This window comes from Vibrio sp. 2-1-2a (assembly GCF_032648565.1).
GTDB classification, from domain to species: Bacteria; Pseudomonadota; Gammaproteobacteria; order Enterobacterales; family Vibrionaceae; genus Vibrio; species Vibrio diabolicus.
This window is the reverse complement of sequence record NZ_WBOH01000001.1, coordinates 850,170-864,433: the sequence shown is the minus strand read 5'-3', so window position 1 is coordinate 864,433 and position 14,264 is coordinate 850,170. Positions and strand designations below refer to the sequence as shown.

The window sequence follows — 14,264 nt, the reverse complement described above, 5'->3', positions numbered from 1 at the left end:
AAGCTCAAACTATTGACCTCACCAGCATTCACTGCAACATGATTTTTTCATTGCTGCCGCAATAACAAATTTAGAATAACGGGAAAACAGACTATGCCAATCAGTACGCCACAAGAAATTATTGATGATATTCGCGCAGGCAAAATGGTCATCCTAATGGATGATGAAGACCGCGAGAATGAAGGTGACTTGATCATGGCTGCCGAGCATATTACGCCGGAAGCCATCAACTTTATGGCAACCTATGGCCGTGGCCTGATTTGTTTAACCATGACCAAAGATCGTTGCGAAAGCCTAGGTCTGCCACCAATGGTGCAAGACAATAATGCGCAATACACAACCAACTTTACTGTTTCGATTGAGGCGGCAGAAGGGGTAACGACGGGTATTTCAGCCGCGGATCGCGCACGTACGGTTCAAGCGGCAGTCGCGCCAAACGCCAAAGCTGCGGATTTGGTGCAGCCTGGTCATATCTTCCCGCTCGCGGCCCAAGATGGCGGCGTACTGACTCGCGCTGGTCACACTGAAGCTGGCTGTGATTTGGCTCGCCTTGCTGGTTTAGAGCCTGCATCGGTGATTGTTGAGATCTTAAATGACGACGGCACCATGGCTCGTCGCCCTGATCTAGAGATCTTTGCAGAGAAGCACGGTATTAAATTGGGCACTATTGCCGACCTAATTGAGTACCGCAATAACACTGAGACAACGATTGAACGTGTGGCTGAGTGCAAGTTACCGACAGAGTTTGGTGAGTTCACGTTAGTCACGTACAAAGACACCATTGATAACCAAGTGCACTACGCAATGTGCAAGGGCGATTTGAAAGAAAAAGCGCCACTGGTTCGCGTACATCTTCAAGACGTTTTTACCGACTTGCTACGTAGCGATCGTAATGCAGAGCGCAGCTGGACACTAGATAAAGCAATGAAACGGATTGGTGAAGAGGGCGGTGTACTGGTTGTTCTTGGCCATGAAGAATCGACCGATCTACTTATTCATCGCGTGAAGATGTTCGAAGCGCAAGACAAAGGTGAAGCCCCAACGCTTGCTAAAAAACAAGGCACGTCTCGCCGTGTTGGCGTTGGTTCACAGATTCTTGCGGATCTCGGTGTACATGATATGCGCCTTCTGTCATCGACCAACAAAAAGTATCACGCGTTAGGTGGTTTTGGTCTTAACGTTGTTGAGTACGTCTGCGAGTAACAACCGAACAATAAGTTCCTAGTCTTTTACGTGCTTAACTCGTCAATGGCTAGGAACCGGTGATTTGCCTCCAATTTCCATTAGATATTGCTCACAAATTTGTGCTAGAATCCGGCGATTCTCACTTGATGAACATATTTCACTTATAAATAGAGTTAAAGGAAAGCTTATGAAAGTGATCGAGGGTGGCTTCCCAGCGCCAAATGCAAAAATTGCTATCGTTATTTCTCGTTTCAACAGTTTTATTAACGAAAGCCTACTTTCTGGTGCGATCGATACACTAAAGCGTCACGGACAAGTAAGCGAAGACAACATCACGGTTGTGCGTTGTCCAGGTGCCGTAGAACTACCTCTAGTAGCTCAGCGTGTTGCTAAAACTGGCAAATTCGACGCTATTGTTTCTCTAGGGTCTGTTATTCGCGGTGGAACGCCTCACTTTGACTATGTTTGTAGTGAAATGAACAAAGGTCTAGCACAAGTGTCTATGGAATTCAGCATTCCAGTAGCATTTGGTGTTTTGACTGTTGATACGATCGATCAAGCGATTGAACGCGCAGGAACCAAGGCTGGTAATAAAGGTGCAGAGGCTGCACTAAGCGCACTTGAAATGATTAATGTACTATCTGAAATTGATTCCTAATGGGGGCCAGTGTGAAACCAGCCGCACGTCGTAACGCACGTCAATTCGCTCTACAGGCGATCTACTCATGGCAAATTACTAAAGAGAATGTTGCCAAGATTGAAGAACAGTTTTTGTCTGGCGACAAATACGATGAAGAAGAACTTCATGCATCTGAGCCAGCGCTTGCTGCTCCAGAAACAGACGTAGCTTACTTCCGTGAACTACTAAGCGGTGTTGTACTTAGCCACGCTGAGCTAGATAGCAAAATTCGTCCATACATCTCTCGTCCTATGCAGGATTTAGATATGATGGAACTTGCTCTTCTTCGCCTTGCTATGTACGAGATGACTCGTCGCGAAGATGTTCCTTACAAAGTTGTTATCAATGAAGCGATTGAACTTGCAAAAGTCTTCGCAGCAGAAGATAGCCACAAGTTTGTGAACGGTGTACTTGATAAAGCAGCACCTCACATTCGTAAGAAATAAAGATTTCTTCAATGAAAAGGTCAGCACATGCTGACCTTTTTTGTATCAAAAGCTTTTACATCAAAAAGTAAGTGAATTATGTCTGGTGAATTTAATCTGATAGACAAATACTTCGTCGATCGTCAGAGCCAACGTAAAGATGTCCACCTAGCGGCTGGTGATGATTGCGCACTCGTCAAAGCGCCGGCTAATGTTCAGATTGCGATTAGTACGGATACATTGGTGGCGGGAACGCATTTCTTAGCCGATGCGAACCCCGCATGGGTCGCGCACAAAGCATTGGCTTCTAACATCAGTGATTTAGCAGCGATGGGAGCAACGCCAGCGTGGGTGAGCTTTGCATTAACGATGCCCGAGCCAGATGAAGAATGGCTTGCACCTTTCTGTGATGCATTTTTCGAATTGGCTGATTACTATGGTATTCAGTTAATTGGCGGTGATACCACAAAAGGGCCATTGTGTCTGACTCTGACGGTGCAAGGTTTTGTGCCTGAAGGTAAAGCTCTCACACGTTCCGGAGCAAAGTCAGGGGACTGGGTGTACGTAACGGGGAACCTTGGCGATGCAAAAGCTGGCTTGGATGTGATTCTAGATGGCTCTCTACGCAGCAGAGCTGGCGCGGAAGCACTAGAGCGCGCTCATTACCTTAGTTCGCCTCGTGTGCTAGCTGGTCAGGCTCTGGTTGGCTTAGCCTCGTCGGCGATTGATATCTCAGATGGTTTAATCTCTGATATTAAGCACATTTTACAGCGATCTCAGGTTGGGGTGAGTATTGATGTCTCTCAGCTACCGATCTCTTCAGAATTAGTCCAGTTTTTAGATGATAAGATCAGCGCGCAGCAGTATGCTTTAGCAAGTGGCGAAGAGTACGAGTTGTGTTTTACCGTGCCGGAGCAAAATCGAGGCTCGCTACAAAGCGCTTTATCTCATACTGGCTGTAAGGTCACATGTATTGGTCAAATCCGACCAAATGGAACCTTCGAGCTGCATGATAACAATCAACCACTTGATTGGGACTTAAGTGGCTTCGACCACTTTAAATGATCTGAGCTAAGCTCTAGCCAAGAGCCTGTTACTATTGAGTAACTCGCAGGCATGACGATTGAAACCAAACTAGCAGTATAGGTTTAAGGATATGACCAACCCTCTTTCTCTGATTTCATTAAAGAACCCGTGGCATCTATTGGCGACGGGTTTTGGCAGTGGATTATCCCCGTTTATCCCTGGAACAATGGGCACACTGGCGGCCGTGCCTTTCTTTTTGTTGTTGGCACAATTACCATTTACGGCGTATGTCATTGCTGTTCTGATTTCGTGTGTGATCGGCATTCAAATATGCCAAGTGACCTCTGCAGACATGAAAGTACATGATCATGGTTCAATCGTATGGGATGAATTTGCGGGTTTTTGGATTACGATGAGCATCGTCCCTGCGCTAAATATTCCGTTGACTGAGTGGAAGTGGTTGATCACTGGCTTCATCTTGTTCCGTTTTTTCGACATGGTAAAACCGTGGCCAATTGGGTGGCTAGATAAGCGAGTTCACGGTGGGCTGGGTATTATGGTTGATGATATCGTGGCGGGAATTATGGCTGGTGTTGCCCTGTTTCTAGTCGCAAAATACGCCGGCTGGATGAATTAAACGTTGGACATAAAAAAGGGATGCCATGAGCATCCCTTTTTACATGCTATTTTGCTAAATAATCCAAGATGGATTGTTCAATCCCTTTTGCATCGAGACCAAGCTCTTCATGCAGTTCATCTTGTGTTCCCTGATGAATAAACTCATCTGGTAAACCTAGGTTCAACACAGGTTTAATGATTTTATCTTTCATCATGAACTCAACGACACCAGCACCAGCACCACCCGCGATAACATTTTCTTCTAACGTCACGAGCACGTCATGATCAGCGGCAAGTTGACGAATCAATGCCTCATCGAGCGGCTTCACAAAGCGCATATCAGCAACAGTGGCGTTAAGGTATTCTGCCGCTTCTAGCGCGTTACCCAAGAAAGTACCAAAGTTCAGAATAGCAACTTTTTCACCTTGGCGAACCATGCGTCCTTTACCGATTTCTAAAGCCGTAAACTCAGTTTCGATTTCTACGCCCATCCCGCTACCGCGAGGGTATCGAACCGCACTAGGGCCAGTATGTTTATGGCCAGTGTAAAGCATTTGTCGACATTCGTTTTCGTCACTTGGCGCCATGATCACCATGTTCGGAATACAGCGCATAAAGCTTAGATCGAATGCGCCTTGGTGAGTTTGGCCGTCTGCACCAACGAGACCTGCACGGTCGATAGCGAACATTACTGGTAAATCCATGATCGCGATATCGTGGATTAGTTGGTCATAACCACGTTGCAAGAAAGTCGAATAGATAGCTACGATTGGATGATCGCCAGCAATTGCCATACCTGTTGCAAGTGTCACAGCGTGTTGCTCAGCAATCGCCACGTCAAAGTATTGGTCTGGATATTCTTTTGAGAAACGTACCATACCAGAGCCTTCGCGCATTGCTGGCGTAATTGCCATTAGCTTAGGATCTTGGGCCGCCATGTCACATAAAAAGTCACCAAAGATCTTTGAGTAAGTTGGCTTACCGCCACTGCTCTTCGGTAAGCTATTGTTTGCCGGTGCGAACTTCGGTACTGCGTGGTAGCCGATAGGATCTTTTTCGGCAGGCTCATAACCTTTGCCTTTCTTGGTCATGATGTGCAGGAATTGAGGGCCTTTGAGCTCACGCATGTTTTTTAGCGTTTTGACGAGTTCATTGACGTCGTGTCCATCAATCGGGCCAATGTAATTAAAGCCGAACTCTTCGAACAGAGTACCAGGCACTACCATGCCTTTGAGGTGCTCTTCCGTACGGCGAACCAACTCTTTAATAGGTGGAACACCAGACAGCACTTTCTTACCGCCTTCACGGATAGAAGTGTACAAGCTGCCAGAAAGTACCTTAGCAAGGTGGTTATTCAGCGCGCCGACGTTTTCTGAAATCGACATTTCGTTGTCGTTCAAAATCACCAACATATCAGGATGAACGTCGCCAGCGTGGTTCATAGCTTCGAATGCCATGCCTGCTGTAATTGCGCCATCACCAATCACACTGACAATTTTACGACCTTTGCCCTCTTTTTGCGCGCTGATGGCCATGCCAAGACCAGCACTAATCGATGTCGAAGAGTGGCCGACAGATAAGGTGTCATATTCACTTTCTTCACGCCAAGGGAAAGGGTGTAGACCATCCTTTTGGCGAATTGTTGGCATTTTATCGCGACGTCCGGTGAGGATTTTATGCGGGTAAGCCTGATGACCAACATCCCAGATCAATTTGTCGATAGGGGTGTTGTAAACATAATGCAGAGCAACAGTTAGCTCCACGGTGCCTAAGCCAGACGCTAAGTGTCCGCTAGATTGGCTCACTGAATTTAGCAGATACGTTCGCAGTTCATCACACAGATTTGGTAATGTTTCTTTCGGAAGGAGACGTAATTCTTCCGGTGTATTTGCTAACGCCAGTGTTGGGTACTTTGAAATATCAAGAGTCATATAAATGCGCGCTTATAGTGTTAATTTTTGCGCTCGATGACATATCGGGCGAACTCTTCGAGTAACTGAGTATTGTATGGGATAGCTTCCAATGCTTGAAGTGCTTCCTGTAACAGAGTGTGAGCTTTCTCAATGGCTCCCTCTAAACCCAGCAGGGAAGGATAAGTGCTCTTATTCAGACCTTGGTCAGAACCTTGAGGCTTACCCAGTGTTTCTGTGTCACTGATGATATCAAGAATATCGTCTTGAACCTGAAACGCCAAACCAATTGCTTTTGAGTAGCGCTTCAAGTGAGGTAGAACCTCGATACCTTTCTCACCAGCAGCTAATGCACCTAATTTTACCGCACAATCTATCAGAGCTCCGGTTTTTTTACGGTGTATCTCTTCCATTTCTTCAAGAGAAACTTGGCGATTTTCTGCGCCTAAATCTAAGGCTTGCCCAACACACATGCCGTTGGCGCCAGAAGAATGCGCCAACGCTTTGATCATGTTGATGCGTTGAGTCTCGGCTGCCGGGTTTAATTGACCATCGGCAATAATGGTGAAGGCGAGAGTTTGTAGTGCATCACCTGTCAGTATTGCGGTTGCTTCATCAAACTTAATATGACAAGTTGGTTGACCTCGACGCAGTTCATCATCGTCCATGGCTGGCAGATCATCATGAATGAGTGAGTAGGCATGTATACATTCGATAGCAGCGGCAGGAGTGTCTAAGTCTTCTGGTTTACAGCCGAGCATTTGACCTGTGATGTAAACAAGAAAAGGGCGAACGCGTTTTCCACCTAGCAAAAGGCCGTATTTCATTGCTTGAATCAATGGCTGCTCTTGATATGGAAGCTGATCGAGCCACAAGTTCAATTGCTGATTGTTTCTTTGTTGAAAAGACGTCAATGTCTGTTGCATCACATTGCTCACTACTGATGGTTATTCTGAATCTGGTTTGAAGTCACTCAGTGGTGCTTCATCATCTTCGCTAAGAAGAATACTTACGCGCTGTTCGGCGTCGCTAAGTTTAGTTTGGCCAGCACGAGCTAAGGCAATGCCTCGTTCAAACTTACGTAGAGCATCATCTAGGGCAAGATCGCCATTTTCTAATTGATCAACCAAGCTATCAAGCTCTTCAATGGTTGCTTCGAAGGTCATGTTTTCTGGTTTCTTGACCGCCATCTTTTTTCTGCCTTAATCAAGCCTTGGAGAAGATGCACGAAAGTTACCTTAGCCTAGTAACTTGGTCAAATTTAACCTTATATAATTGTCACAAAATTAGCGTTAAACGAGCCTAAGCGCTGAAACCCCATATTTTGGTTAAGGTTGTTAAGTCTAATTTGTGATCCATTAGCTAAGATTTTTCTAAAAATTCTGCGCGAGTTGTCGATACAGGTAATAATCCGCCCAATGGCAGTATTTGAGTATAGCGTGAGGAGTGCTTTGTGGATTTAGCAACCCTATTAGGTTTGATTGGTGGTTTTGCATTCGTCATTATGGCGATGGTGCTTGGTGGCAGCATCGGCATGTTTGTCGATGTCACGTCGATCCTTATTGTCGTTGGTGGCTCAATATTCGTCGTATTGATGAAGTTCACAATGGGACAGTTTTTTGGTGCGACAAAGATTGCTGGCAAAGCCTTCATGTTTAAAGCGGATGAACCCGAAGACCTGATCGCAAAAATTGTGGAAATGGCCGATGCGGCGCGTAAAGGTGGTTTTCTTGCTCTTGAAGAGATGGAAATAAACAACACATTCATGCAGAAAGGCATTGATCTACTGGTTGATGGCCATGATGCCGACGTTGTGAGAGCGGCACTCAAAAAAGACATCGCGCTTACAGATGAACGACATACGCAAGGTACTGGCGTATTTCGCGCCTTTGGTGACGTTGCTCCTGCGATGGGAATGATTGGTACCTTGGTTGGTCTTGTTGCGATGCTTTCAAACATGGATGATCCAAAAGCGATTGGACCAGCAATGGCGGTTGCACTCTTAACCACATTGTATGGCGCGATCCTGTCCAATATGGTGTTTTTCCCTATTGCGGATAAGCTTTCTCTGCGCCGTGACCAAGAAACGCTAAACCGCCGTTTGATCATGGATGGTGTATTAGCGATTCAAGATGGTCAAAACCCGCGAGTGATTGATAGTTACTTGAAGAACTACCTCAACGAAGGTAAACGTGCCCTTGAGATTGACGAGTAACTTGGAGAGTAGTGATGGATGATGAAGATAACAAATGCGATTGTCCGCCACCCGGTCTCCCGTTATGGATGGGGACATTCGCGGACTTAATGTCGCTACTGATGTGTTTCTTTGTTCTTCTGCTCTCGTTTTCTGAGATGGACGTGCTGAAGTTCAAACAGATTGCGGGATCAATGAAATTTGCCTTCGGTGTACAAAATCAACTTGAAGTGAAAGACATTCCCAAAGGTACTAGCATCATTGCTCAAGAGTTTCGACCGGGCCGACCGGAACCAACGCCGATTGATGTCATCATGCAGCAAACCATGGACATCACTCAGCAGACGCTCGAATTTCATGAAGGGGAGTCTGACCGAGCTGGTGGCACAAAGCGTGATGAAGGCAAGTTAACGGGGGGCCAATCGCCAGAAACGTCAACGCAAAACAATCAATCAGCAGAAGCGGACATGCAACAGCAGCAATCTGAAGAGATGTCGCAAGAGATGGAAACCTTGATGGAAAGCATCAAGAAAGCCTTAGAGCGAGAGATTGAACAAGGTGCCATTGAAGTTGAAAATCTTGGCCAACAGATTGTTATACGCATGCGTGAAAAAGGTGCATTCCCTGAAGGTTCTGCCTTCTTGCAGCCTAAATTCCGCCCTTTAGTTCGACAAATTGCAGAGTTAGTAAAAGACGTGCCAGGCATTGTGCGAGTATCTGGTCATACGGACAACCGACCGTTGGACTCTGAGCTTTATCGTTCTAACTGGGATCTCTCCTCTCAGCGCGCCGTATCGGTCGCACAAGAGATGGAGAAGGTGAGAGGTTTCTCTCATCAACGTTTGAGAGTGCGAGGCATGGCAGATACTGAACCATTGTTGCCGAATGATTCTGATGAAAATCGCGCGCTTAACCGGCGGGTTGAAATCAGCATCATGCAAGGCGAGCCACTATACAGTGAAGAAGTGCCTGTAATTCAATAACTAGACTTTGGTTTTAAGTCAGTAGAGAGATAAGAAAGCGAGCAGATTGCTCGCTTTTTTTGTTTTTCCAATCCGCTTGGGTGTATAATCTTGCGCCTTAAAAGTGAGCTCAGACTACTTTTTGTGACTGAAACGCGGTTTTACTGCGTATGAAGTATTGAAGTTGAGTGTCACTCTTTGTTGATTGCGAAACTAACCTGCGAATTAGACTATGAAATTTATTGTAAAGCCCCATCCAGAAATTTTTGTAAAAAGTGAATCTGTGCGTAAGCGCTTCACAAAGATTTTAGAGTGCAACATTCGTAACATCATTAAGAGCCGCACGGAATCTGTCGCGGTATTCAACCGTCGTGATCACATTGAAGTGACCTCTGAGAGTAACGAATTCCACGCTGAAGTTCTTGAGGTTTTGACTCATACACCAGGCATTCACCACGTACTGGAAGTGAAGCAGACCGAATTTAAAGATTTGCACGATATCTTCGAACAAGTACTGGAGCTAAATCGCTCTGCACTCGAAAATAAAACCTTTGTTGTACGTGCGAAGCGTCGCGGTAAGCACGACTTTACCTCTATCGAACTAGAGCGTTATGTCGGCGGTGGTTTAAACCAAGCTATTGAGAGCGCAAGAGTTAAGCTGCAAAACCCAGACGTGACGATCAAGGTGGAAGTCTCGAATGATAAGCTAAACCAAGTGCTGGCTCGTCATAAAGGTTTAGGCGGCTTCCCACTGGGCACGCAAGAAGACGTGTTGAGCTTGATCTCTGGTGGTTTTGACTCTGGTGTTTCTAGCTATCTGCACATCAAACGTGGCTCAAAAGTACACTACTGTTTCTTTAACCTAGGTGGTCCAGCGCACGAAATCGGCGTTAAGCAGGTTTCTCACTACCTATGGAACAAATACGGCTCTTCAGCAAAAGTACGTTTCATCTCAGTTGATTTCGAACCTGTGGTTGCGGAAATCCTAGAGAAAGTCGATGACGGCCAAATGGGGGTTATCTTGAAGCGTATGTTCATGCGTGCAGCAGGCATGATCGCTCAGAAGATGAAGATCGAAGCATTGGTAACAGGCGAAGCGCTCGGTCAAGTATCGAGCCAAACGCTAACTAACCTCCGCCATATCGACAACGTAACGGACACGTTGATTCTGCGCCCACTTATCAACTGGGATAAAGAAGACATCATTAACCTAGCACGCGAAATCGGCACGGAAGATTTTGCGAAGACTATGCCAGAGTATTGTGGTGTTATTTCTAAGAAGCCGACAGTAAAAGCGATTAAAGCGAAGCTAGAAGCGGAAGAAGAGAAGTTTGACTTTAGCATTCTTGAGCAAGTAGTTCGTGATGCACGCATGATGGACATTCGTGATATCGCGAAAGAGTCTGAGCAAGCAGCACCAGAAGTCGAGCAGGTTGAAGCGGTAGAAGAGCACGCGGTTGTGCTAGATATTCGTAGTCCTGAAGAGGAAGACGATAACCCGCTCGAAATCGAAGGTGTGGATGTGAAACATATCCCATTCTACAAATTGGGTACACAGTTTGGTGATTTAGACCAATCTAAGACATATCTATTGTACTGTGACCGTGGGGTGATGAGCCGTCTGCAAGCACTTTACTTGCAAGAGCAAGGCTTCAATAACGTAAAAGTTTACCGCCCATAGTTGACTGATAAAAAGACGTTAAAAGGCGCAAATTGAGACATCAATTTGCGCCTTTTTTGTTTTTGATCGCGTTACAGCTAATCATTACTTAGCATAATGTTGAGGCTTATCGCAAAGCCATACACTTTGTGTTGATATAACGATAATTAATCCGAAAGAAGAGTAATAAAGTGATGTTGCTGCCAGATATACGGATGAGATTTTCGATAGATAAAAAAACACCGCCTAATTTAGGCGGTGTAACAAATTTGACAGACAGGTCAAAAATAAATACAGGAAGTATATGTTTTGTCACAGGGAGTGTGGACAAAACATTATGGTAGAAATCTACCTAACTCGAAATACGAGTTTGCAAACACAACATCGCAACAACGAAGCCAATTGATTTCCAAAGAAATCAAGCCGTTCAGGCTCGTGTTGCGGGGTGAAATATAGAATTTATCTGGCTGTTCGACAACGGACATTTTATAATGTTTCAGATTAAAAAAACTAATCCTATTTGAGGTCCCATATGTCTCGCAGATTGCCTCCATTAAATTCGCTTCGAGTCTTCGAAGCGGCTGCTCGCCATCTCAGTTTTACGCGAGCGGCAGAAGAGTTGTTTGTTACTCAAGCCGCGGTCAGTCACCAGATTAAAGCACTCGAAGAGTTCTTATCGTTGAAGCTCTTTCGTCGCCGTAATCGTTCGCTATTGTTGACAGAAGAAGGACAAAGTTACTTTCTCGACATCAAAGATATTTTCACCTCGATTGCCGAGGCGACAGATAAGGTATTGGAACGTAGTGAAAAAGGGGCATTGACGATCAGTCTACCGCCGAGTTTTGCTATCCAATGGTTGGTGCCTCGTTTGGCCGATTTTAATGCTCAAGAGCCAGATATCGATGTACGTATTAAAGCTGTGGATATGGATGAAGGTTCACTGACTGATGATGTAGATGTCGCTATCTATTATGGCCGTGGGAATTGGCCGGGTTTGCGAGCGGATAAATTGTACCAAGAGTTTCTGATCCCACTTTGTTCACCTTCGTTACTTTTAGGCAACAAACCATTAGAATCTCTAAGTGACCTCAAATTACACACTTTGTTACATGATACTTCGCGTAAAGACTGGAAGCAGTTTGCGCGTCATTACAACATCGAAGGTATCAATGTAAACCACGGCCCTATCTTCAGTCACTCGACGATGGTGCTACAGGCTGCTGCGCATGGTCAGGGGGTCGCGCTTGGTAACAACGTACTCGCCAAGCCAGAAATGGAAGCTGGACGACTCATCGCGCCATTCGACGAGGTGTTGATCTCCAAGAATGCATTCTACGTGGTGTGTCATGAACAGCAGGCAGATATGGGCCGAATCGCAACGTTTAGAGACTGGATGTTAGCGACCGCGAGAAAAGAGCAAGAGGAAGTATTAGATGAGCCAATGGATAGTTGAGGGACCTGAAAGCGGTCCTCTATTTATCTTTGCCCATGGCGCTGGAGCGGGGATGGAACATGATTTCATGACCGCCGTTGCCAAAGGATTAGTTGAGCAAGGAATTCGCGTGGTGCGATTTAACTTCCCGTATATGATTAAGCGAGCGGAAGATGGGAAAAAGCGCCCACCAGATCGTGCGCCAAAACTGTTGGAAGCCTATGAAGAAGTGATTGCTCACTTTACCTCTCAACCTATTGTCATTGGTGGCAAGTCAATGGGTGGTCGCATGTCGAGTTTACTGGCTGAAAATGAGCTGGTGGCGGGCATTGCCTGTTTAGGGTTTCCATTTCACCCACCGGGAAAACCAGAGAAATACAAAGGCGAGCACTTAGCAACTATTGAGAAACCTACGCTGATTCTACAAGGGGAGCGAGACACCTTTGGTAAGCGTGAGGAGTTCGATGACTTTGTCCTTTCATCGCAAGTTAAGGTGAGTTTTTTACCCGATGGTGACCACAGCTTTAAACCGCGCAAGAGCTCAGGCCATACCGAGGCGGGTAACATCGAGCTCGCGGTAGAGCAGTTAGCGGCGTTTATCAAAGAGGTGTACCGTGAAAAGTAAGTGGTTACTCTCATTTTCTGGTCTGTCTGGGCTGGTTTCTGTCGCTCTAGGTGCCTTTGCTGCACATGGGCTAAAAGCTCAGCTGGCTCCGTATTTGCTTGGCGTATTTGAGACCGGAGTGTTGTACCAATTTATTCACACGCTGGCGATTGTGTTTTGTGCGGTTTTATTGCTATTGAATTTGGGACAAAAAGCACAAAAATATTTTTTCATTGCAGCGATTTGCTTTATCATCGGCATCTTTTGTTTTAGCGGCAGTCTTTACGCACTGGCGCTGACAGGCATTAAGTGGTTTGGCCCGATTACTCCAATGGGAGGATTGCTGTTCATGATTGGTTGGTGTCTGTTCTTTTTTGCTGCGTTCAATATCAAAGAGGTCTCCAAGTGAAACAACTAATGCTCTATTGCCGTTCTGGCTTTGAGAAAGAGTGTGCTGGTGAAATTCAGGACAAAGCGACACAGTTGGAAGTGTATGGCTTCCCTCGTGTGAAGAGAAACTCAGGTTATGTTGTCTTCGAGTGTTACCAAGATGGAGATGCGGACAAACTTGCGAGAGGTTTGGACTTTAAGTCGTTAATCTTCGCTCGCCAAATGTTTGCGGTAGCGGCTGAGTTTCAATCGCTGCCAAGTGATGACCGCATTAGCCCAATTTTGAATGAGCTAGCAGACATTGAAGCGTTTCCTCGCTGTGGGGATTTGAGAATTGAAACTCCGGATACGAATGAAGCGAAAGAGCTACTGAAATTCTGCCGTAAATTTACTGTCCCAATGCGTCAAGCGTTGCGCGGTAAAGGTTTAATGTTGAACAAAGACAACGCGAAGAAGCCAGTACTGCACATTTGTTTTGTGGAGCCTGGCCACTGTTATGTCGGTTATTCTTACACAGACAATAACTCTCAGTTCTTCATGGGTATTCCTCGCCTTAAGTTCCCAGCAGACGCCCCAAGTCGTTCAACGCTTAAACTGGAAGAAGCATTTCACGTCTTTATTCCACGTGAAGAGTGGGATGAGCGTTTGGCTCCAGGAATGTGGGGGGTCGATTTAGGCGCATGTCCAGGCGGTTGGACGTACCAATTGGTGAAGCGCTCGATGTTCGTTCACTGTGTCGATAACGGCATGATGGCAGACAGCTTGATGGAAACCGGCCAGATCAAGCATCATATGGTGGATGGTTTTAAATTCGAACCAGACCGTAAGAACGTAACATGGATTGTTTGTGACATGGTAGAAAAGCCAGCTCGTGTTGCTCACCTTATGGGCCAGTGGCTGTTAAAAGGTTGGGCGAAAGAGGCAATCTTTAACCTTAAGCTGCCAATGAAAGGCCGCTATGACGAGGTGCTGCAAGACCTTGAAAACCTGAAGCAGTTCCTGATTGATAATAAGGTAAAGTTCAGACTACAAGCTAAGCATTTGTATCATGATCGTGAAGAGATCACGATTCATATCCAGTGTCTATCGAACATTTCGCCGTACTAATTCTATCTCCGAGTCATTTGGGGATAGTCCCGAGAATAGAAAAAGCGCCTTCAAATGGCGCTTTTTTATTGT

The 14,264-nt window shown here is 45.8% G+C and carries 15 protein-coding genes; 12 read left to right on the top strand and 3 right to left on the bottom strand.

Features of this window, described 5'->3' with window-relative positions; translation table 11 throughout:
• Positions 1-93: 93 nt before the first annotated feature.
• From ribBA to pgpA, 5 genes are all read left to right on the top strand, one after another.
• Positions 94-1,203, top strand: coding sequence for a bifunctional 3,4-dihydroxy-2-butanone-4-phosphate synthase/GTP cyclohydrolase II (ribBA, locus tag F7Y48_RS04110; RefSeq protein ID WP_005381573.1), 1,110 nt, complete (start codon positions 94-96; stop codon positions 1,201-1,203).
• A 169-nt stretch (positions 1,204-1,372) separates the two neighbouring features.
• On the top strand, positions 1,373-1,843 hold the full coding sequence (gene ribE, locus F7Y48_RS04105; protein WP_005381572.1) for a 6,7-dimethyl-8-ribityllumazine synthase: 471 nt from the start codon (positions 1,373-1,375) through the stop codon (positions 1,841-1,843).
• Positions 1,843-2,310, top strand: a complete 468-nt coding sequence (gene nusB, locus F7Y48_RS04100; protein WP_005381571.1) for a transcription antitermination factor NusB — start codon at positions 1,843-1,845, stop codon at positions 2,308-2,310. The genes ribE and nusB overlap by 1 nt, the downstream gene beginning before the upstream one ends.
• A gap of 78 nt (positions 2,311-2,388) precedes the next feature.
• The gene (thiL, locus tag F7Y48_RS04095) at positions 2,389-3,354 is read left to right on the top strand and encodes a thiamine-phosphate kinase (RefSeq protein WP_253658727.1); all 966 of its coding nucleotides are present in this window, start codon (positions 2,389-2,391) and stop codon (positions 3,352-3,354) included.
• A 91-nt stretch (positions 3,355-3,445) separates the two neighbouring features.
• Complete coding sequence (pgpA, locus tag F7Y48_RS04090; protein ID WP_104971353.1) at positions 3,446-3,952, top strand: phosphatidylglycerophosphatase A; 507 nt, start codon at positions 3,446-3,448, stop codon at positions 3,950-3,952.
• A gap of 46 nt (positions 3,953-3,998) precedes the next feature.
• Here the strand turns inward: pgpA and dxs are convergent, their stop codons facing one another.
• Genes dxs through xseB form a run of 3 tightly spaced genes read right to left on the bottom strand, consistent with a single transcriptional unit; the run spans position 3,999 to position 7,033 of the window.
• On the bottom strand, positions 3,999-5,864 hold the full coding sequence (gene dxs, locus F7Y48_RS04085) for a 1-deoxy-D-xylulose-5-phosphate synthase (protein ID WP_258508395.1): 1,866 nt from the start codon (positions 5,862-5,864) through the stop codon (positions 3,999-4,001).
• A 20-nt stretch (positions 5,865-5,884) separates the two neighbouring features.
• Positions 5,885-6,769, bottom strand: coding sequence for a (2E,6E)-farnesyl diphosphate synthase (gene ispA, locus F7Y48_RS04080; protein WP_316681614.1), 885 nt, complete (start codon positions 6,767-6,769; stop codon positions 5,885-5,887).
• 21 nt (positions 6,770-6,790) lie between these two features.
• Entirely contained in the window at positions 6,791-7,033 is a 243-nt protein-coding gene (gene xseB, locus F7Y48_RS04075) for an exodeoxyribonuclease VII small subunit (RefSeq protein ID WP_005381566.1), read from the bottom strand.
• A 263-nt stretch (positions 7,034-7,296) separates the two neighbouring features.
• Here xseB and pomA point away from each other — a divergent pair, with 263 nt between their 5' ends.
• The 7 genes from pomA (at position 7,297) to rlmM (ending at position 14,192) form a co-directional block, all read left to right on the top strand.
• A complete protein-coding gene (gene pomA / locus F7Y48_RS04070; protein WP_005381564.1) occupies positions 7,297-8,058 on the top strand; it encodes a flagellar motor protein PomA in 762 nt (253 codons plus the stop codon).
• A gap of 14 nt (positions 8,059-8,072) precedes the next feature.
• Complete coding sequence (locus tag F7Y48_RS04065) at positions 8,073-9,020, top strand: flagellar motor protein MotB (RefSeq protein ID WP_006741833.1); 948 nt, start codon at positions 8,073-8,075, stop codon at positions 9,018-9,020.
• A gap of 211 nt (positions 9,021-9,231) precedes the next feature.
• Entirely contained in the window at positions 9,232-10,680 is a 1,449-nt protein-coding gene (thiI, locus tag F7Y48_RS04060; protein ID WP_031780206.1) for a tRNA uracil 4-sulfurtransferase ThiI, read from the top strand.
• A gap of 511 nt (positions 10,681-11,191) precedes the next feature.
• Positions 11,192-12,112 (top strand): transcriptional regulator GcvA, encoded by a 921-nt coding sequence (locus F7Y48_RS04055; protein ID WP_005391378.1) that lies wholly within the window; start codon positions 11,192-11,194, stop codon positions 12,110-12,112.
• Entirely contained in the window at positions 12,093-12,716 is a 624-nt protein-coding gene (locus F7Y48_RS04050) for an alpha/beta fold hydrolase (protein ID WP_258687738.1), read from the top strand. Before F7Y48_RS04055 ends, F7Y48_RS04050 begins: the two co-directional genes overlap by 20 nt.
• Positions 12,706-13,104 carry a DUF423 domain-containing protein gene (locus F7Y48_RS04045; RefSeq protein WP_005391376.1) on the top strand — a complete coding sequence of 133 codons (399 nt, stop codon included), beginning with the start codon at positions 12,706-12,708 and terminating at the stop codon, positions 13,102-13,104. The genes F7Y48_RS04050 and F7Y48_RS04045 overlap by 11 nt, the downstream gene beginning before the upstream one ends.
• Positions 13,101-14,192, top strand: coding sequence for a 23S rRNA (cytidine(2498)-2'-O)-methyltransferase RlmM (gene rlmM / locus F7Y48_RS04040; RefSeq protein WP_005391375.1), 1,092 nt, complete (start codon positions 13,101-13,103; stop codon positions 14,190-14,192). Before F7Y48_RS04045 ends, rlmM begins: the two co-directional genes overlap by 4 nt.
• Positions 14,193-14,264: the final 72 nt, after the last annotated feature.

Coding starts and splice junctions, on each gene's coding strand:
- dxs (WP_258508395.1), bottom strand. CDS start 5,864: ATGACTCTTGATATTTCAAAGTACCCAACACTGGCGTTAGCAAATACA.
- F7Y48_RS04050 (WP_258687738.1), top strand. CDS start 12,093: ATGAGCCAATGGATAGTTGAGGGACCTGAAAGCGGTCCTCTATTTATC.
- nusB (WP_005381571.1), top strand. CDS start 1,843: ATGGGGGCCAGTGTGAAACCAGCCGCACGTCGTAACGCACGTCAATTC.
- F7Y48_RS04055 (WP_005391378.1), top strand. CDS start 11,192: ATGTCTCGCAGATTGCCTCCATTAAATTCGCTTCGAGTCTTCGAAGCG.
- xseB (WP_005381566.1), bottom strand. CDS start 7,033: ATGGCGGTCAAGAAACCAGAAAACATGACCTTCGAAGCAACCATTGAA.
- ribE (WP_005381572.1), top strand. CDS start 1,373: ATGAAAGTGATCGAGGGTGGCTTCCCAGCGCCAAATGCAAAAATTGCT.
- ispA (WP_316681614.1), bottom strand. CDS start 6,769: ATGCAACAGACATTGACGTCTTTTCAACAAAGAAACAATCAGCAATTG.
- F7Y48_RS04065 (WP_006741833.1), top strand. CDS start 8,073: ATGGATGATGAAGATAACAAATGCGATTGTCCGCCACCCGGTCTCCCG.
- pgpA (WP_104971353.1), top strand. CDS start 3,446: ATGACCAACCCTCTTTCTCTGATTTCATTAAAGAACCCGTGGCATCTA.
- ribBA (WP_005381573.1), top strand. CDS start 94: ATGCCAATCAGTACGCCACAAGAAATTATTGATGATATTCGCGCAGGC.
- thiI (WP_031780206.1), top strand. CDS start 9,232: ATGAAATTTATTGTAAAGCCCCATCCAGAAATTTTTGTAAAAAGTGAA.
- thiL (WP_253658727.1), top strand. CDS start 2,389: ATGTCTGGTGAATTTAATCTGATAGACAAATACTTCGTCGATCGTCAG.